Here is a 15,785-nt window from a genome sequence, read left to right as displayed (position 1 = left end):
CCTCTTTATCGTGTGGTTGAACAGAACACCGGCCAAACAGGGGGCTGGCCGCTACCTGCGACCAGCCCCCTGTTGGCTATTGGTTACCCGCGGCTGTTGCGCACGCCGGCTGCGACAGCCCGTTGCCCGGCAGCGACCGACTGGTCAGCGACCGCTCGCACTTTCGCTTCGACCTGCTCGCCAGTCCACGGGTTCTCAACGATCACCGTGAACTGCGGAGGCGCGGCCTGCGCCTGGGCAAACCGCGCAACCTCAAACGACGGAGGCACCGATAACGCGGCCTGCATGGAGAATGCGTTCTCGCCAGCCTGCCCAAGTCCCAGCATCGCCTTCTCAAGCTTGCCGGTGTTCTTCGCAATGCCGATCACCGACCCGTCCACCACGTCAGACATCCAGCCCATCGCATTGCGCGATGGGGATTTGATCCCGAGAGACTTCTTGAACGAGGTCTCAGCAGACTTGCCCAGCTTGTAGAACGCGTCCTCAACCTGCTTCTGCTGGGACTCCAACCCCGCAACCAGGCCGTTCGCCGCATGCAACCCGGACTTGTACATGCCCCCAGACAGAGCATCGGTCACCCGATCCCCCGACCAGCGCGAGTACTTCTCCACATCCGCGTAAACCTGGTTCAACGCCTTCAGGTCATTCGCTGGCGAAGCAAGCAAGATGTTCGCCGCTTCAGTACCAGCTTCAACGCCCATCTCAGCGATCTCCTGCACCAGGACCCCGGACACGCCCTTGGCGCCCAGCTGGCGAAGCTTCTGCTCGAAAGCCTTCAGCTTCGCGACCTTCGCCCTACCCAGCTGCACCATGCCAGCGGTCGTAACCTTCCCGTACCGGGTGGCTTGATGCTCACTGATCAGCCCCGACAGGGACGTCTCGCCCTGCAGCCCGGACGCGACACTGTTACGCACCGATAGGAGATCATCACGCTTGCTCTTGGCCTTGTCAAAAGACTCAGCGAGCTTGTCGGATCGTTTCTCCAACCGCAGCAGTTCGGACTCCAGCTTGTACGCCAAAGACCGCATCTGCTTGCGTGCCCCAGTGGACAAGTCCTTGTTGTTCGACTGCTCGAACAACCGGTCGACCACGCTCATGCCGGAACCTGAAGTGAACGCATCCGTGATGGATCCGCGCTTCATGTCCCGTTGGAGAGCAAACGTTGCCTCAGACAAACGGCCGGTGCGGGCCCGCGAGTCGCTGAACCGGTCCTTGGCCGCGTCTTCAGCTTTCTTCAGCCGATCCACAGCCTTCTTCGCTGATTTCACATTGGCTGCGGCTTCCTTCTTCGCGTCCGCTGCCGCACGTGCAGCAGCCTTAGCCGAAGTCTTAGCCGCCGCGTTCTTCTTCCCACCCTTAGTGTCAGCACTACGCCGGGAAGCTTTCTGAGCAGCTTTGTCAGCACTGGACAGTGCCTTCTCCGCTTCCTTCAGATCCCGTTCGGCCTGCTTCCGCTCAGCTGTCGCGATCTTCGCCGCCGCGGACAGGCTCTTGTCCTTCCCCTGCGACCAACCCACACGACCACCAGTGGCGAACGCTGGCGCTTGGCCGTTACGCGCCAATGCACGCAACCGCTCAACACTGCCGTGACCGCCCAGCCCACGAACCTCACGCGCACTAAGAACATGCTCATTCGTAGACAACCACGCCGGAATCGAATCCGAAGTCTCAGTACCCGGACCAAACACCGAACCACCATTAGCGCGACGAGGGCCACCAAACTGACCAGTCACCGGCCCATTATCGATAGAAGTGATTTCCTTGGTGATCTGCTGCCGAATAGACGAAGTACGCGGACGAGCAACCCAGTTCAACTGAGCTTCAGCGCCAGCAGTCTCAGCAGTAGCAGTCACGGTGACATTCTTGCCCTTGATGCCATTGATCTGACCCTGCGTACCAACCACAGTGCCATCATCAGTCACATACACAGGAACGTTTTTACCGTCGATGGAAACAATCGCAGCCTGAACCGTCTGCACCGTCCCATCATCAGAGACGAACACATATTCAGTCTTACCAGTGACCTCGTTGATCTTCGACTGGACACTGCCGGCAGTTCCGTCTTCAGTAACCGCGATCTGCACAACCTTGTAACCAGGCATAGCTTCAATAGCCGCTGTGGTCTGCTCCGCCGTGTCACGAGCGAAAGTATCCATCCACGTCTCGACCGAAACGCCCTTAGGGATGCCCAGAAGCTCACGAGCTAAAGCTTCAGCTTCCTTCTTATTCCCAGTGAACGCCTCAGCAGATTTAACCGTGGCATCATAGGTGGACTGTAACGACTTCTGCACGTCCGCCTGTGAATTCACATAGTTACCCTGCGAATCCTTAGCCTCAGCCATCGACGTAGCAACAGCAAGACCGGACGAAGCCACCTGATCCAAGACCGCCTGGTTAGCGCGACCCTTCTCCTTTGTCTCGTCCAAGCTCTTACCATTGGTCTTGATCGACTCAGTAACCGCATCAATGGACTCCTGGAACTGACGCTCAGCAGCACGAGTAGACAGAGTCCCAGTAGACAAAGCCAGCAGGCTTTCCAGCATCTTGTCCAGCTCATCCACAGTTCCATCAGCGGCGACACCCATAGCTTCGAGTGAAGCCTTCGCCTGATCCACACCACCGGAAGCGGCCGGCGCACTAGTCTTGATCCGACCAAGAGCCAGATCAACTAGACCAAGCTCGTCATTCGGATCAATCTGAATACCCTGCTCAGTCGCCAAACCCATGAGAGCCGACTTCAGCTGAGGAACATTGTTGATCAGTTGGGCAACACGTTCATCGCTCAGCGAGAGCTTATCGGCGAACCCTTGCAAAGCCTCCTGACCCTTGGAAACCTCACCCATCTCGAACAAGCGAGCAGTGGCTCCCATAGCGTCCTGGAAACGCTTGGCTTCATTCGTAGCGTCTGCCAAGTGGCCAACGTTCATATCTTCAAGCCAGCCAACGGGGCTATTCAGCTTGCCCATCTGCTCGATGGCACGAGCAGCGCGCACAGCCTCATCACTCAGCCCAGCCAGTTCTTCGTGCTGCTTGCGGTAGGTTTCTACGGCGCGGCCACCGCCGCCGAAATCAAGTTCAGGGACGGCGCTGGTTGACCCGCCAGTTGCCAGCAAATTGAAGTATTCTTCAAGGTCTGGCTGACCCTCACGAGCTGCCTGATTGATAGCCTCGATAGCCAGCTTAGATGCGATGATCCCAGCACCCACAGCGGTTATGCCGCCAAGAGCCCTACCAACACCTTTGATTGCTCCCTGAGCGCGGCCCCCGGAACCATAAATTGTTCCGAACGCTTCGGACAACTGGCTCACTTGACGCGAAACCGCGATTAGACCAGCCGTTCCCAGACCAGCAGCAGCGCCAACTCCGCCGAGAACAGTCAAGAATTTCTGAATCGGACCAGGCAAGTCTCCAAACCAATCCGCAAGACCACCAATCGCATCCGCAATGTTGGCCACCATCGGCAGGATAGCTCCGCCAGCCTCAATAGCTGCATCCTTGATCTTGTTCCACGCGATACTGATCTTCGCTTCAGTGGTGTTGTACCGCTGCTCGGCCTCAGCCAACAGCGCCGTATTGTCCTGCCACGCCTGATTACCAAGAGTCAGCGAATCCGCCAAAAGATCACCGGCATTGGCAAGCTGCAACATGACCTGAGTTTCCTCAGTACCCTTGATCCCCATGTCTTTCAAAGTCGCAGTAACGTTGCCACCCTCAGAGTTCACCCGAGAGATACCCTGAGCAACAAGGTCCAAAGCTTCCATCGGAGCTTCACGGAACTTTGTTGCGAACTCATCCGCCGAAACGCCGGCAACCTTTGCGAAAGACTCTAGAGACTCTCCACCCTCATCCGCAGCAGTGCGCATCTTCAGGAGAACGCGAGTCATCACGCCGCCACCAAGTTCAGCATTCACACCCATCGACGCGAGCGTGTTAGACAGCGCCAACACATCCGACTCGGACGCGCCAATCGTCGCACCCGCACCAGCAATACGCTGAGACATCGAAAGAATCTCAGCCTCAGTCGAAGCACCATCGTTGCCAAGGGCTACCAGAGCAGCACCGAATCGTTCAACACCGTCAGTGCCTTCACGCTTCATAGTGCCCATGACGTTGGAAATCTGAGCAATGTTTGTCGCCGCGTCCTCGGCGGTGAGGTTCGTCGTCTCGCCGAGGTCGATCATGGTCTTCGTGAAGCCCACAATGTCATTCGTCGCAACACCAAGCTGACCAGCAGCCTCAGCTACACCAGCGATCTCCTCATGGGTAGACGGCAAGGTCTTGGCCAGATTACGGAGCCCATCTTCGACCTTCCCAAGCTGCTGCGGAGTGCCGTCCACAGTTTTCTTCACGCCAGTCCAAGCGGATTCCCAATCGATAGCAGCTTTGCCAACCATCGCCAGACCTGCCGCAGCTGCAAGGCCGGCTTTGCCGGCAGCGCCGCCAATCGTGTCCAGTGACTGCTCATGCTTCTTCTGGAAAGAATCAAGATCCTTAGCAAAATTCGCAGTCGCACGCTGAGCAGTGCGCAAACCAGCTTGAAGTCCCGAGACGCTGGCCGTCAATTCTAATTTAACTGTTCGCGTCAACAGGACTCCTTAAATAAGAAAACCCCCGATAAGATCGGAGGTATGAGTAAAAACAACACAGCATCGCCGTTGCCAAACAAATCCGCGATGGCCGGCGACGCATTCGTAACAACCGGAGCTGTACTTGCTTGCATCAGCGCGGGCTTGATCGTTCTAGGAATGTTCACCGGCGGCGAAGCGGTGATAGCTGCGGGTGGTTCTGGAATAACTTTCGGTCTACTGCTGATGGCCGTGGGATACCTGAAGCAATCCGCGACTGCCGCCACAGAGAGCTACCAGTTGCAACGACGCATCTACGAAGAACAGATGGCGACTACCGCGGATCCAGCCGAGCGCCAAGCATAAGAGCCCGATTATGAGGGCGCTTATCCCACTGACCATCACCCTCCATATAACGGAGAATCGCAGTCTGCTTATGGCAACGAGTCGGCGGATCAACCCGATAACGCATCTCGTTCTCAGAACTCGTGCACTCCTCAATCGGACCGCCACACATCGGGCATAAACGAGTATCCTCATACAGTTTGAGCGCGAGCATCTTATCCTGCTCGCGCTCATCCCAATTCAAGAACTCATCATGCGAGATCCCTAAAGACCGGGCTACTTGGAGTTCGCGTCGGAATCCTGGATCATCTTGTATCCGGTCGGTGAGAAAGGGACCTCAGAATGGCCCCCATTCATCTCATTCAAAGCGACCTGAAAAGCACCAAACTGGCCGGCGGTCAGATCCGCAGCAAACTCAGCCCAATCCTCACCAGTGAACTCAGTTGGCTCTCCGCCCTGAGTCACCTCAACAATGGTTCCCTCAGCAGACATCGCAGCATCGAACGTCTTGTCAGTATTGAACCCATAATGCTCATCGAGAGCATGATCCTTGCGCGGCGGGTTGCTCAGCTTGATCTCAGACCACTTCGCACGAGGAAGTGCACGAAGCTTGAAGACAACCATTTCTTTCTTCTGAGCCAGCCACAGTTCGCCCTTACGGCGCTCCAACGCCACAATAGGATCGTTCATGCGCTTGTCCACAACACGTTCACGGCGCTTGATCTCCAACTCAGCTTCAACAGCCTCGTACTCTGCAACGAGCGCACCATCCAAGCACACCTCAACAAGACGCTCCGGACGCTTCACCTTCAAAGCCACTGGGTACTCCTAAAACTATTGGGACAGGGAAACAGGGAAAGCCGTGCGACGCGCTCCCTGTCAAGGCGCGCCACACGGCTGGCATAAGGAAACCCGCCAGCAGAAGCCAGCGGGTTTCAATCAGTTCTAGTAGGAATGCTGCATATCCAATGCCACATGGCACTTGATACACAGTGGGATGTAATGACTCAGGTCAGTGGTGTACGGCATGTTGTGACACTTAGCGTCAAACAAAGGTTCATCTACCTTGTGATCGAAGGCCCATTGCTCAGCAGACCCTCCACAGTGGTTGCAGTCAAACTTCCGGGCAGGGCCGCGCTTGTGACGCAGTGCTTGATGTACTGCCGAATACCCGACGATATGCCTTGGATCGTGTATGGAAATACGGTCAAGACCCTCCGGGCCGAAATCGTGCTGCCTCCAATAATGCATCGAGCACAAGTGGAGGGACAAAGCTGGCTTGGAGCAATCTCCGAAGGTGCAAGTTGTCTGCCCAGATACGCGCACCGGATCGGCGATGTTGACGTCCGTAATGCCGCGCCTTGCCCGTTGGTAATGCATGGAACACATGCCCTTGCCGGTAATGGTTCGCTCGCAACCCTCGATCGAGCAGACACGGCCTCTCTTGGCCTGACCTAGCAACCCGTTTCGATGATGGTATTGATAGTGCTTTTCGCACATACCACGCTTCAACTTCGGCGTTTCGCATCCAGCTACAGAGCATGCAATAATAGACAAGTCAGCACTTCCTTAGAGTGTTGTCCGTGCCCCCAGTTGTTAGCGCAACGTGGGGGTTTATTAATATCCCAATTCTACCAGAAAAGTGTTATCAATGCTGGGCTGAAACCACTAAAATTCCAACCCAGCATTGAAGAATTGCTAGGCTACTAGCGGCACGTCCACCTGGGTCTTGCCAGTGATGAACAGCTTCTGAGTGGTCTTCAAAACCGAGTTAGCCTCAGGCGGAAGATTCGAATACTGCCCAGCCTTCACAGTCAACACAGTGACCTTCTGGCCCACCGCAGCTGGCTCATCGAACGCAACACCACGACGAACAATGAGGTAATGCACCGAACCAGGAACCAGAGTGTCCTTGGCCTTGTTGTCGGTGGCCTCGTTCTCAGAGTTCGTGTTGTCAATGTAAGTCACGCTCAAAGTGCGCTGCGAACGACCCGGCTGCTCGTAAGTCTCAGTCGAGCACAACCGCTCATCAGCGATCACCTGCTCATCCAGAGTCTCGTTGTACCCATCCGCAGTCAGGTAGCAAGAAATGTCAACCACAGCACCGGCACTGACTTCAGTCAGCTTCGGAGCACCAGTTGCAGCTACAGCAGGGGCAACCCAGACGGCAACATTTCCGTCAGCCGGAGTTGCAGGAATTTCAGCCATTCTTGGCCTCCTTCTTTTCGGCCGCCGAAGACGGCTTGGAAGTCACACCTTTTGATGCGACACGATGTTTTGGCCGGCGCGGACGAACCACGGAATCCTTGCCAGAAACACGGGTGAACAGCCCAGCCTCAATCCGCCAATCCGTTTCCGGGACGTCGAACTCATGACCGGTGTCCTTGTCTTTGACGCGTACAAACGCCATAGCGAAACCACCTTTTGGGCATTGAAAAAGGAGCCATACGAAAACGCATGACTCCTTGAACTGGAAATTATTTAGTTAGAAACGTGCCACTCTTGCTTTGTGTACAACGGGTTGGCCCCGTTAGTGAGTGTCACGTCAAGGTCGGGTTCGATGCCGAGGCGGTTAGGGATCTCCTCTAGCCGTTGCCCGCCCACACGGGCACCCTCAAGGACCTGCTGGCACTGCTCAGCAATGATCCCCACCGACGTATCGTTCAGCCCCGCGATGGTCAGTAACCACCGATTCGTGCGCGCATGAACAGTACGATTCAACGACCGCCCAGACGCATACGGGATCACGCGAGTCACCAACACATACGGGAAAGTAGGGTTAGCCGGCACAGTGCCCTTGTGGATTGGCGCTTTACTCGGCAAGGTGGCAAGCAAAGCCAGGAACTCAGAATGACTACTCAAGAGCATCACCCCACCTATCCACCAGCTTGCCAAGCTCACGCTCAAGCGCCGGAGACTCACGACCAAGCGGACCCTCAAGATCCAAAGTGCCACCGCCACGCGACGTGCCAAAGTACGCGATGTTACCCAACGCGCCACCACGTCGATCCTTCGAAGGGCCGATTTCGTACCCGAGCGAACCCATACCACCAATAGGGTCATAGCTGATCGAACCAGCCATGCCCTTGAAGTGCTTCGAACCGCGAGCCTCAGACACCAAGTCATCCTTGATGTTCTGCGCTCCCTTCTTCAGCACCATGTCAGTGTCAGGAACCGCCTTGCCAGCAACCTTGCCTAAGTCCTGTGCGAACTTCCGAAGCTCATCAGCGCCGCTCATCCGGTCACCAACTCAACGTTCCAACGGTCAGCAGTACGGTAAGTGCCACGCGCCAACTCAGTGAGCCGGAACATCGCACCAACCAGATCAGGATCCATCGCGGCCGATTGGATCGTCACCCGGTCATCCAACCTGGACTGAGCAGACACCGGCAAATGAATCATCAGCTGTTCCACGGTGAAAGCGTGCCCACCAGCTTCAGGGACAGTCGCCTGCGCCGTCCGCCCCTGCACCTTGCAAGCACCCTCATACACCGTTTCCCAACCGTCAGTGACAACACCCGTCACCGGATCAGTAACCTCACCGATTGACCGCTCAACACGACACATGTCAATCATCAACGCCTCAGCAGCCAACCGGCCACGCAACGTCACAGCCTGAGCATCCATCATGGGTACGGCACCCACTGATCAGGATGAACCCACCAACCCGACAACCGATCCGGCGCACCATACGAACGAATACTGAACGCATCCCCAGTAGCACCAGGAATAATCAACGCCCACTCATCATCCGACAAGTACAGCAACCCAGCAGAGCTAGACGAATCAATCGTCTCAGTCACCGAATAGTCATCAATCGACTCGGTACGCTGCCGCAGACCACCCGGATTCCTAAGAACACGAATAATCGCCGAACAGAAAACCGACTTCACAACCGCCGCCGAAATCTCCCCAGATTCAATCCGAGACTGAAGATCCGGAACCCGCTGCAAAACAACAGCTTCCAAATCCTCAATCCACGCCTCAACCTGAGTTGCCTCAGCAACAGTTAGGGAGCGCCCCATACGCGCCTCAACATCAGACACCACGACAAACGCCACGGCGCACCCCCTAACCTAGTTATCAGTCTTACGCGGACGGCCACGACGGGCCGGAACAGAACCCTTAGGATCCTGCGCAGCTGACTCCTGCTTCTTGAAGCCAGCACCGAGAAGCTGATCAACGTGCTCCTTAGGAGCATCAACCAGCTTCCCGGTAAACGGATTCACCAACAGCATTAGTCAGCCGAAGTCGCGCCGGTCAGCTTCACGAAGTGAGCGCCATTGCGGACAATGAAGCCCACCTCAACCTCGGCACGGATCGCGAACATGTTGCGCTGCCAGAGGTTGATCTGGGTGCCGCCCTTGTTCACGGTGGCCTGGTTGCTGATGTCAACCTTGATGCCCTCGACCGAACCCCAGATGGCGGAGTTGGCGAAGTCGCCGGCGAAACCGATGGTGTCCGGGGTCGGGTCGGTCGGGTTCGCGTACACGGCGTTGGACTTCAGCACCGGACGGCCGTAGATCGAACCGATAGCGCCACGGTCGGTACGCGCATCACGTAGGAACGCGTAGTTGCCGGTGCCGTCCTTGGCGGTCATGACCAGACCCTCAGCCTGAGGGGAGATCATCCAGTGCGACAGGTCGCCGCCAGCAGCACCAACAGTGGTCAGCGCGGTAGCGAGATCACCAATGGTGTCGGTGGCGTCCAAGGAAACTGCGGTCGAATTGGTCAGAACGTCGAAGTTCGAACCCGGCGCGGTGCCATGCAGAATGGTCTGGTCAAACTTCTTGCCCAGTGCAGACGGCAGGCGGCGAGCCAGCTCAGCGTACAGGCCCGGCAGGTCACGGCGGAACTCATCAGAGAACAGCTCAATGACAGCCAGCTTGTACGGGGTGATCGACTTGTTGCCGACAGTCGCCTGAGATACAGGCTTCTCATCGGTCTCATTCACCCAGTCAGCCTCAGCATCGCCGGTGATGATCGGGATGGTCACGCCCGAACCTGGAAGGTTGATGCGGCGTGCAGCCTGCATGATCACCGAATCGCTGACAGCGTTGCTCCAAATCTCCTGCGAGATTTCCTTTGGAAGCAGCGCCGCAACGTTGGTGGACGTACGGTTCAGGTCAATACCTGCCATAGCTTTTCAGCTCCTTAGTTTGCGAGATTGCTGTTGAAGAAGTCCTCGAACTGCTGACCAGTGGTGGACTTCTTGTCGGATCCCTTCGCGCCCTGCGAAAGGTCCGGTTTCGGGGTTGGCGCAGACCCGGCGGCAGAAATACGCACGGCAAGCCGTTCACGCGTCGCCTCATCCGGGGCCGCAGACAGGAGCTCCAAATCATCCTCATCAGTGATGCCATGCTTAGCCGCCAGCTTGTACACGGAAAGCTCAGCAGCAGCCTTAGCGCTAGCTTCCTGCGCTTCCCTAGCCTCGGCCTGAGCACGTTCAACCTCGGAGAGGTTCGCCTTCGCGGCTTCCTTCTCCTTGGCCTCGAATTCAGCGATACGCGCCTCTGCTGCCTTGCGTGCTTCACGCTCAGCCTTCAACGCTTTCTCACCGTTCTCACCGAGTGGCTTATCTTCCTGCGACTGCACCTGTTCAGTGGTCGCAGTAGAAGCCTCGGCACTCTCGCTGGTCTCGGTATTCACAGCATCAGACATTGGATACTCCTTATTGACAGCCGCATCGCACGGCAAATAACCCCGGCGCATCGCACGCAAGGGAAGAACAAAAACTTGATTAGAAAACCTGGCCGCCCGTGGCCAACCAGCGCCGGAAGTCTTTCTCAACTCTCGCGGCAATATCAGGGGTTAGAGGCTTCTTCGAGCTGTAGGGGTTACGTCCTTCGCGGACGGCATTCCAGCGCAGTTGAGCTTCGAATAAGCGCCGTTCAGCCTCGGTCATGTTGTAGCGGTCGTTCGGCTTGCGTTCGCCCGTCCTGCGAACCTCTAGCGCCGCTTGGCGGGCACCAACACGTGTACCGCCACGACCCAGTGCGCCGAAACCATCACGCTGACCACGAATCGCACCCAAAGGATCCTGACCACCCGGCAGAATGTAGCCGTACCGCTCAAGCTCCTTCAAAGTCTCAGCGCGTGAAAGATTCTTCTGGTAGATCGCTTCAGGTGTCAGACGTGGTCCGTTAGCGCGCCCGAAATTGCCACGCCGACTAGTGCCCTCAGTAGTGACCAAACCACCAGGCTTCATGCCGCGGCGCGAGTTCACTACTTGGAACAAGTCAGCTCCATCGCGGATAGCCTGCGCGCCAGCCTTTGTATAAAGCTTGTTCTGCTCGGCCTCCGACAGCCCATGGAAATACTCGTACGGGTCATGAATCAGACCCTCAGACTTACCGCCACTAACAGCCTTGTCAGTCGAAGCCACATGCACGCAATCACAACCAGGATGCCGGCGAAAACCAGTGTTCCAACGGTAGAACTTGCCAGCCAGCACCGAGCACCGCGAACACGACGGCGGGTTCAACATGCGGACATAACCAACACCGCGACGAGAAGCAATATCCACGCCAGCAGCACCACGCCCAGCATCAGCAACAGTAGTCTTCGCCAACATCTGCACATGCTTAGCACCAGCACCCATAGCCGTAGAAACGTCCATGCCGCCGCCAATGAGCGTCTTCACATAAGGAGCCGTCGAATACAACAATCCCTCAAGCGTGCGCCCATCAGCAGCAACACCAGCAAACCCGGCAGGGTTCACGAACGCCTCAGGAGGCTCATACAAGCCCTGCTGAGCCAACGCATCGGCCGAATAGCTTGCCCCCGCCGTAGCGTTCGCCAACTGGCCAGCAGACACCGAAGCAATCAGCCCCGAAGACCTGAGAATCGCTTCCCACGACTCCGAGATGGAGCTGGCCTGAACCTGCCCCCAAGCTCTCCGCGCCGCAAGAGCCGCTTGAGACTGCAACCGCTGACTAGCCTTGTACTGAGAAACCACCGCAACAGGAACCGACATTAGAGCTCCTGTTCAACGTCCTTCTCCAACATGGTCAGACTCATGCGAGACTCACGCTCACGGCGTTCCCACTCACGCTTCTTCTGCGCCTCAGACCAGCCCAAGGAATCCCAAGCAGACTCCAAAGACAACAGCCCATTACCGCCTGCATACATCTTCGTCACCGCATCAGCTGTCTGCGCCTGAGTCGGAGTAGCAGGGTTGTACCACTCCGTAGCGATCCGGTTACCGTTGACCCACTCACCAGTACGGAAACGCTCATACAAGCCCATGACCCAGCCCCAAGAGTCGCCATCCTCAGCGTTCTTAGCCTCAACGTTCTGGATCAGACGCGACTCATCAGCGATCAGCGCACCCTCAGCAGGAGGATTCGCCGTGTTCTGCCCGAAATAACGGACCGGCAAACCCGTGATACCCGAAATCAGCTGCATGTAATGGTTCGTCGTCTCATGGAAATTCTTCAGATCCGACGCCGCGAACTGGCCAACCTTCGCGTCCTTGTTCGCGTTCGCCCAAATCGCATTGAAATAGGCCTCCCACGCCGGGATAGGCTTCCCATCCTTGTCCACAAAATCGCCCTTGGACATGCCAAGAACATACTTCTGAGGCACAGAATGAGTCTCGCCAGCCAACTGCAAGTTAGTCAGCGTGCGAGCGACCGCATCAACCAGCGGGATAACGTCCGCCATCTCCGAAACACCGTTCCAGCGCCCCAAGCGACGACGGTTCAAGAACATCACCAACGGCACACGGCCAAGCTTGTGATCATCCCGATCAACAACGTTCCAACCACCAGAACCACGCTCCAACCAGAGCGTCTGATTCGGCAGATACAACGTCGCAAACTCAGCGCGCCCAGGCTCCACAGAATCGCCGTAGAACCGTGCAGCAGCGTTCATCCGACGATGACGCACATCCACATCCACAGCGATCTCACGCGGCGACTCAACACGAATCAGAGGATGATCCTTGTCCTCCTCGTTCGTGCCCACAGACACGAAACCGCGCCCAAGGATCAGCTTCTCCTTGCTGAGCAACTGCGACTCAGAATCAAGGTTGTTCGCATCCCAACCATCACGCAACTCAGCCGAAGCCTCATCCGAATCAGGCAGATAGAACGTCTTCAACTTCTGACGGTTCGCCACCGAATCCACCGTGATCCGGCAAGCATTAGCCGAAGTCTCAAAACGGCGAAGCTCAGGCGGCACAGCCAACCCAATATGCTCCAAACGCTGAGCGCCCTCGTAATACCTGTCGTTCAGCAAATCCTTGCTAGACAAAGCAGAAAGCTTATCCTCAAGCCCCTGGACAAGAGAGGTCATCTCATTGGTCAACGCCAAAACGGCCCCCTATCCAAAACACCACATACGGTTATCGGTTTCCTCGCCCCAACCAGCAGTGTGAGCGTCCGCCGCAGCGGTATGAGCAAGAATGGAAGACATCGCCACATCGATCTTCTGATGCTGCGTAGGCTTCCCAAGAATGTACTTCTGACCCGGCTTAGCGATCTTCCTGGCATTTGCAAACGCCATCGCCGCATACGGGCAACCATCATGAGTTATGCGTTTCTCACGCAAATCTGTTTGGAACCGTACAATTTCCTCGAACATGCGAGAAATTCGTGAACAGTTCCATTCAAAAACAACGTCATCGCCATACGTGACCGACCAGTTGCCGATCTCCGTATACCAGCCGTGGGGGTCGCAATACATGCGTTTCACCTTGAAACGGGTCATCAGCTCATCAACGCAAGCGTCAACCTCACCACGCGGGATCTCTCCACCCCATTCGGCGGGATTCCACACGGCAGGCCGCTTATCCGGCCCATAACGCGGCGTGAATTGGTGCCCGTCAATGGTTTCGGCACGGATCGCGGTCCAGTCGTCATTCTCCGAACCGTCCATCCCAAGCGTGATCTGCGTGCCATCAGGCGGACTCGGCAACCAAGTTACCTGCGTAAGCTGCATCCCACAGACCATCCTTCAACCAAGCACCAGAACCAGACACCAAACGATTCCCAAAGAACCGCTCAGCCTGCGCCGGATCCGTCTCCAAAAGCTCCACAGCTTCCGCTTCAATGTCATCCAGATTCACCCAAGGCGACCCATCATAAACATGCGCATGGATCCGCTTGCGCTCACGCTTATTTCTGTAAGACAAGTCGGCAGGCGGCTGACGATAAAACTTGAAAATATCCGGAGCCTGCGACTCAAACGTCTGCTGCGCCAACGAAGCCTCAGCAGGATCCCAAGCATTCGTCGTCTCAATCGAACGACCACCCATACCAGCAAGACCACGACGCTGAGTTTGAGCAACCTTGATCAACTTGTTCGTCTTCGTATAAGTGCCAGTCTCATCCTGCAAAGCAAAACTAATCGGATTACCAAGGCGAGAAGCAGCCGACGACGAAACAGCCTCGATCTTGTCGAAATCCTCGCCACCCTCACCGCCCAGGATACGAATGAACCCCTCACGGACTTTCATCAACGAACCAAGCGGACCCAAAAGGATCATCGCCTTCAACGGACCATAAACGTTATCCACCTGATCCTCAGACGTAGCGAGCATCTGAATCAACGGCGACGGCTGACGAATCCCCATAGGCTCACCAGGCTCATACTCCCAATACCAGCCACAAGGACAACCAAAATCCTCGCAGCGGTACACATCGCCCTTCTCAGCCCAACCACCAAAGAACGTCGGCCCAACAGCCTCAGCCGCAACAATCGAAGCAGACCAAGGCCCCTTACCTGTCTTCTGTGGGGCAACAATCTGAGAACGGCGGTAATGGAACGCCTGAGCACGCAACGGCTTCACAGGATCCCACTGCGCTGCGTCCTTCACACGATAATGATTCGCCGTGCACCAAAACTGCCAGTCAGACTCCACAAACGAAGCACCACGATCAAAACCATTCGGAACCTTGCAATGCTGAGCGATCCAAGCATCAACAACATCGCCCAAGGTTGGGAAATCAACCTTGAAATCAGACACAAGATCACCCCCTCAAACGACGCTGAGGGCGCTCCTGCTCCGTTTCGTCAATAACCGACAAGCTAGGCTTCTCAGCACGCCTCATATCAACCTCACTGCGTGCAATCGCCCAACCGTTCTCTTTCAAACCAGCCGGAGTGAGACCCAACTGATCGCCAAAACGATGCAACGAAGCCTTGTCAGCCGCCTTAGCTTCAGGACCAGCGCAGACTAGGAACGTGCGGACATACAGTGCCACGATGTTCCAACGCCACCGATCCAACTCCCAAGCGCAAGCCTGCGGATAAGTCCAAACTTCTTCCCATAGAGCCAGCTCAGCATCACGTCGCTCGGCAGTCGCAACCTCATCAAGCTCACGGGATGGCTTACCGTTCACGATCACGTCGATGTAAACGGCCGGCGAACCCAAAGGCCAAGCTAGAGGCGGCTCACCGACACGCCCTTCATTCGGCAAAGCATCCAACTTCACACCTCGCGCATCACTGCGCCCCGAAGTAGGATCAGCCTGAGGCCCAGAACGATTACGAGCACCACCACGGGCCATAAGTGCTCACCACCTCAAGAAAGAGAAGAAAAGATGCAGTTCGAAGAAGCCAACAAGCTCGAAGACGCATGGTCCAAGTCAGGGAAACCACCACACGAAGATCACCATTGGTCGAAGGAATACCACTTCAGCATGGACTCCGGAGACTACCGATGCACCGAGTGTGGAGCAACCCAAACACCAGCAGAAAGAAGAGCATCCAAAAACGCCTAGTCAGAAACTTCTGAACCCTCCGCGCATCTCAGCCACCTCACCGGCGGTCTGGTCTGACCACGTCTTAGGTCCCCCCGGGTGGGGGTTGTGTGGGTTGTTGCGGGTAGTTTTCCACAGGTTCAGTTCTGTTGTGCGCGTCCTCTGCGTC

At 56.4% G+C, this 15,785-nt stretch carries 16 protein-coding genes; 1 reads left to right on the top strand and 15 read right to left on the bottom strand.

Annotated elements, in window-relative coordinates:
* Positions 1-83: 83 nt before the first annotated feature.
* Entirely contained in the window at positions 84-4,586 is a 4,503-nt protein-coding gene (locus tag ACTX90_RS02635) for a phage tail tape measure protein (protein WP_443443017.1), read from the bottom strand.
* Between the two features lie 42 nt (positions 4,587-4,628).
* Between ACTX90_RS02635 and ACTX90_RS02630 the strand changes: the two genes are divergently transcribed.
* Positions 4,629-4,931 carry a hypothetical protein gene (locus ACTX90_RS02630; RefSeq protein ID WP_443443016.1) on the top strand — a complete coding sequence of 101 codons (303 nt, stop codon included), beginning with the start codon at positions 4,629-4,631 and terminating at the stop codon, positions 4,929-4,931.
* A 255-nt stretch (positions 4,932-5,186) separates the two neighbouring features.
* On the opposite strand, the gene ACTX90_RS02625 is transcribed toward ACTX90_RS02630, so the two are convergent.
* The 14 genes from ACTX90_RS02625 to ACTX90_RS02560 form a co-directional block, all read right to left on the bottom strand.
* Positions 5,187-5,729: a hypothetical protein gene (locus tag ACTX90_RS02625; RefSeq protein ID WP_443443015.1), complete on the bottom strand. Its 543-nt coding sequence runs from the start codon at positions 5,727-5,729 to the stop codon at positions 5,187-5,189.
* A gap of 126 nt (positions 5,730-5,855) precedes the next feature.
* Positions 5,856-6,467 (bottom strand): hypothetical protein, encoded by a 612-nt coding sequence (locus ACTX90_RS02620; RefSeq protein ID WP_443443013.1) that lies wholly within the window; start codon positions 6,465-6,467, stop codon positions 5,856-5,858.
* Positions 6,468-6,608: 141 nt separating this feature from the next.
* Complete coding sequence (locus tag ACTX90_RS02615) at positions 6,609-7,118, bottom strand: phage tail tube protein (RefSeq protein ID WP_443443011.1); 510 nt, start codon at positions 7,116-7,118, stop codon at positions 6,609-6,611.
* Positions 7,111-7,320: a hypothetical protein gene (locus ACTX90_RS02610; protein ID WP_443443009.1), complete on the bottom strand. Its 210-nt coding sequence runs from the start codon at positions 7,318-7,320 to the stop codon at positions 7,111-7,113. The genes ACTX90_RS02615 and ACTX90_RS02610 overlap by 8 nt, the downstream gene beginning before the upstream one ends.
* A gap of 444 nt (positions 7,321-7,764) precedes the next feature.
* Positions 7,765-8,148 (bottom strand): hypothetical protein, encoded by a 384-nt coding sequence (locus ACTX90_RS02605; protein ID WP_443443007.1) that lies wholly within the window; start codon positions 8,146-8,148, stop codon positions 7,765-7,767.
* Positions 8,145-8,540: a DUF6093 family protein gene (locus ACTX90_RS02600; protein ID WP_443443005.1), complete on the bottom strand. Its 396-nt coding sequence runs from the start codon at positions 8,538-8,540 to the stop codon at positions 8,145-8,147. Before ACTX90_RS02600 ends, ACTX90_RS02605 begins: the two co-directional genes overlap by 4 nt.
* Positions 8,537-8,971, bottom strand: coding sequence for a Gp19/Gp15/Gp42 family protein (locus ACTX90_RS02595; protein WP_443443003.1), 435 nt, complete (start codon positions 8,969-8,971; stop codon positions 8,537-8,539). Before ACTX90_RS02595 ends, ACTX90_RS02600 begins: the two co-directional genes overlap by 4 nt.
* A 176-nt stretch (positions 8,972-9,147) precedes the next feature.
* Entirely contained in the window at positions 9,148-10,050 is a 903-nt protein-coding gene (locus ACTX90_RS02590; protein WP_443443002.1) for a phage major capsid protein, read from the bottom strand.
* Between the two features lie 14 nt (positions 10,051-10,064).
* Positions 10,065-10,571, bottom strand: a complete 507-nt coding sequence (locus ACTX90_RS02585) for a hypothetical protein (RefSeq protein WP_443443000.1) — start codon at positions 10,569-10,571, stop codon at positions 10,065-10,067.
* 79 nt (positions 10,572-10,650) lie between these two features.
* Positions 10,651-11,886, bottom strand: coding sequence for a hypothetical protein (locus tag ACTX90_RS02580; RefSeq protein WP_443442998.1), 1,236 nt, complete (start codon positions 11,884-11,886; stop codon positions 10,651-10,653).
* Positions 11,886-13,226 (bottom strand): phage portal protein, encoded by a 1,341-nt coding sequence (locus ACTX90_RS02575; protein WP_443442996.1) that lies wholly within the window; start codon positions 13,224-13,226, stop codon positions 11,886-11,888. Before ACTX90_RS02575 ends, ACTX90_RS02580 begins: the two co-directional genes overlap by 1 nt.
* A 9-nt stretch (positions 13,227-13,235) precedes the next feature.
* Positions 13,236-13,853, bottom strand: a complete 618-nt coding sequence (locus tag ACTX90_RS02570; protein ID WP_443442995.1) for a terminase large subunit domain-containing protein — start codon at positions 13,851-13,853, stop codon at positions 13,236-13,238.
* Positions 13,813-14,880, bottom strand: a complete 1,068-nt coding sequence (locus tag ACTX90_RS02565) for a terminase large subunit domain-containing protein (RefSeq protein WP_443442993.1) — start codon at positions 14,878-14,880, stop codon at positions 13,813-13,815. The genes ACTX90_RS02570 and ACTX90_RS02565 overlap by 41 nt, the downstream gene beginning before the upstream one ends.
* Positions 14,881-14,884: 4 nt before the next feature.
* Positions 14,885-15,343, bottom strand: a complete 459-nt coding sequence (locus ACTX90_RS02560; RefSeq protein WP_443442991.1) for a hypothetical protein — start codon at positions 15,341-15,343, stop codon at positions 14,885-14,887.
* Positions 15,344-15,785 lie beyond the last annotated feature (442 nt).

Source organism: Glutamicibacter soli (assembly GCF_052322135.1).
Taxonomy (GTDB): Bacteria; Actinomycetota; Actinomycetes; order Actinomycetales; family Micrococcaceae; genus Glutamicibacter; species Glutamicibacter soli.
This window is presented reverse-complemented; position numbering and strand designations above follow the sequence as displayed.

Bases quoted from the DNA above. Each gene is read 5' to 3' on its own strand.
- ACTX90_RS02585 (WP_443443000.1), bottom strand. From the start codon at position 10,571: ATGTCTGATGCTGTGAATACCGAGACCAGCGAGAGTGCCGAGGCTTCT.
- ACTX90_RS02570 (WP_443442995.1), bottom strand. From the start codon at position 13,853: ATGCAGCTTACGCAGGTAACTTGGTTGCCGAGTCCGCCTGATGGCACG.
- ACTX90_RS02600 (WP_443443005.1), bottom strand. From the start codon at position 8,540: ATGATGGATGCTCAGGCTGTGACGTTGCGTGGCCGGTTGGCTGCTGAG.
- ACTX90_RS02615 (WP_443443011.1), bottom strand. From the start codon at position 7,118: ATGGCTGAAATTCCTGCAACTCCGGCTGACGGAAATGTTGCCGTCTGG.
- ACTX90_RS02590 (WP_443443002.1), bottom strand. From the start codon at position 10,050: ATGGCAGGTATTGACCTGAACCGTACGTCCACCAACGTTGCGGCGCTG.
- ACTX90_RS02610 (WP_443443009.1), bottom strand. From the start codon at position 7,320: ATGGCGTTTGTACGCGTCAAAGACAAGGACACCGGTCATGAGTTCGAC.
- ACTX90_RS02630 (WP_443443016.1), top strand. From the start codon at position 4,629: ATGAGTAAAAACAACACAGCATCGCCGTTGCCAAACAAATCCGCGATG.
- ACTX90_RS02605 (WP_443443007.1), bottom strand. From the start codon at position 8,148: ATGAGCGGCGCTGATGAGCTTCGGAAGTTCGCACAGGACTTAGGCAAG.
- ACTX90_RS02580 (WP_443442998.1), bottom strand. From the start codon at position 11,886: ATGTCGGTTCCTGTTGCGGTGGTTTCTCAGTACAAGGCTAGTCAGCGG.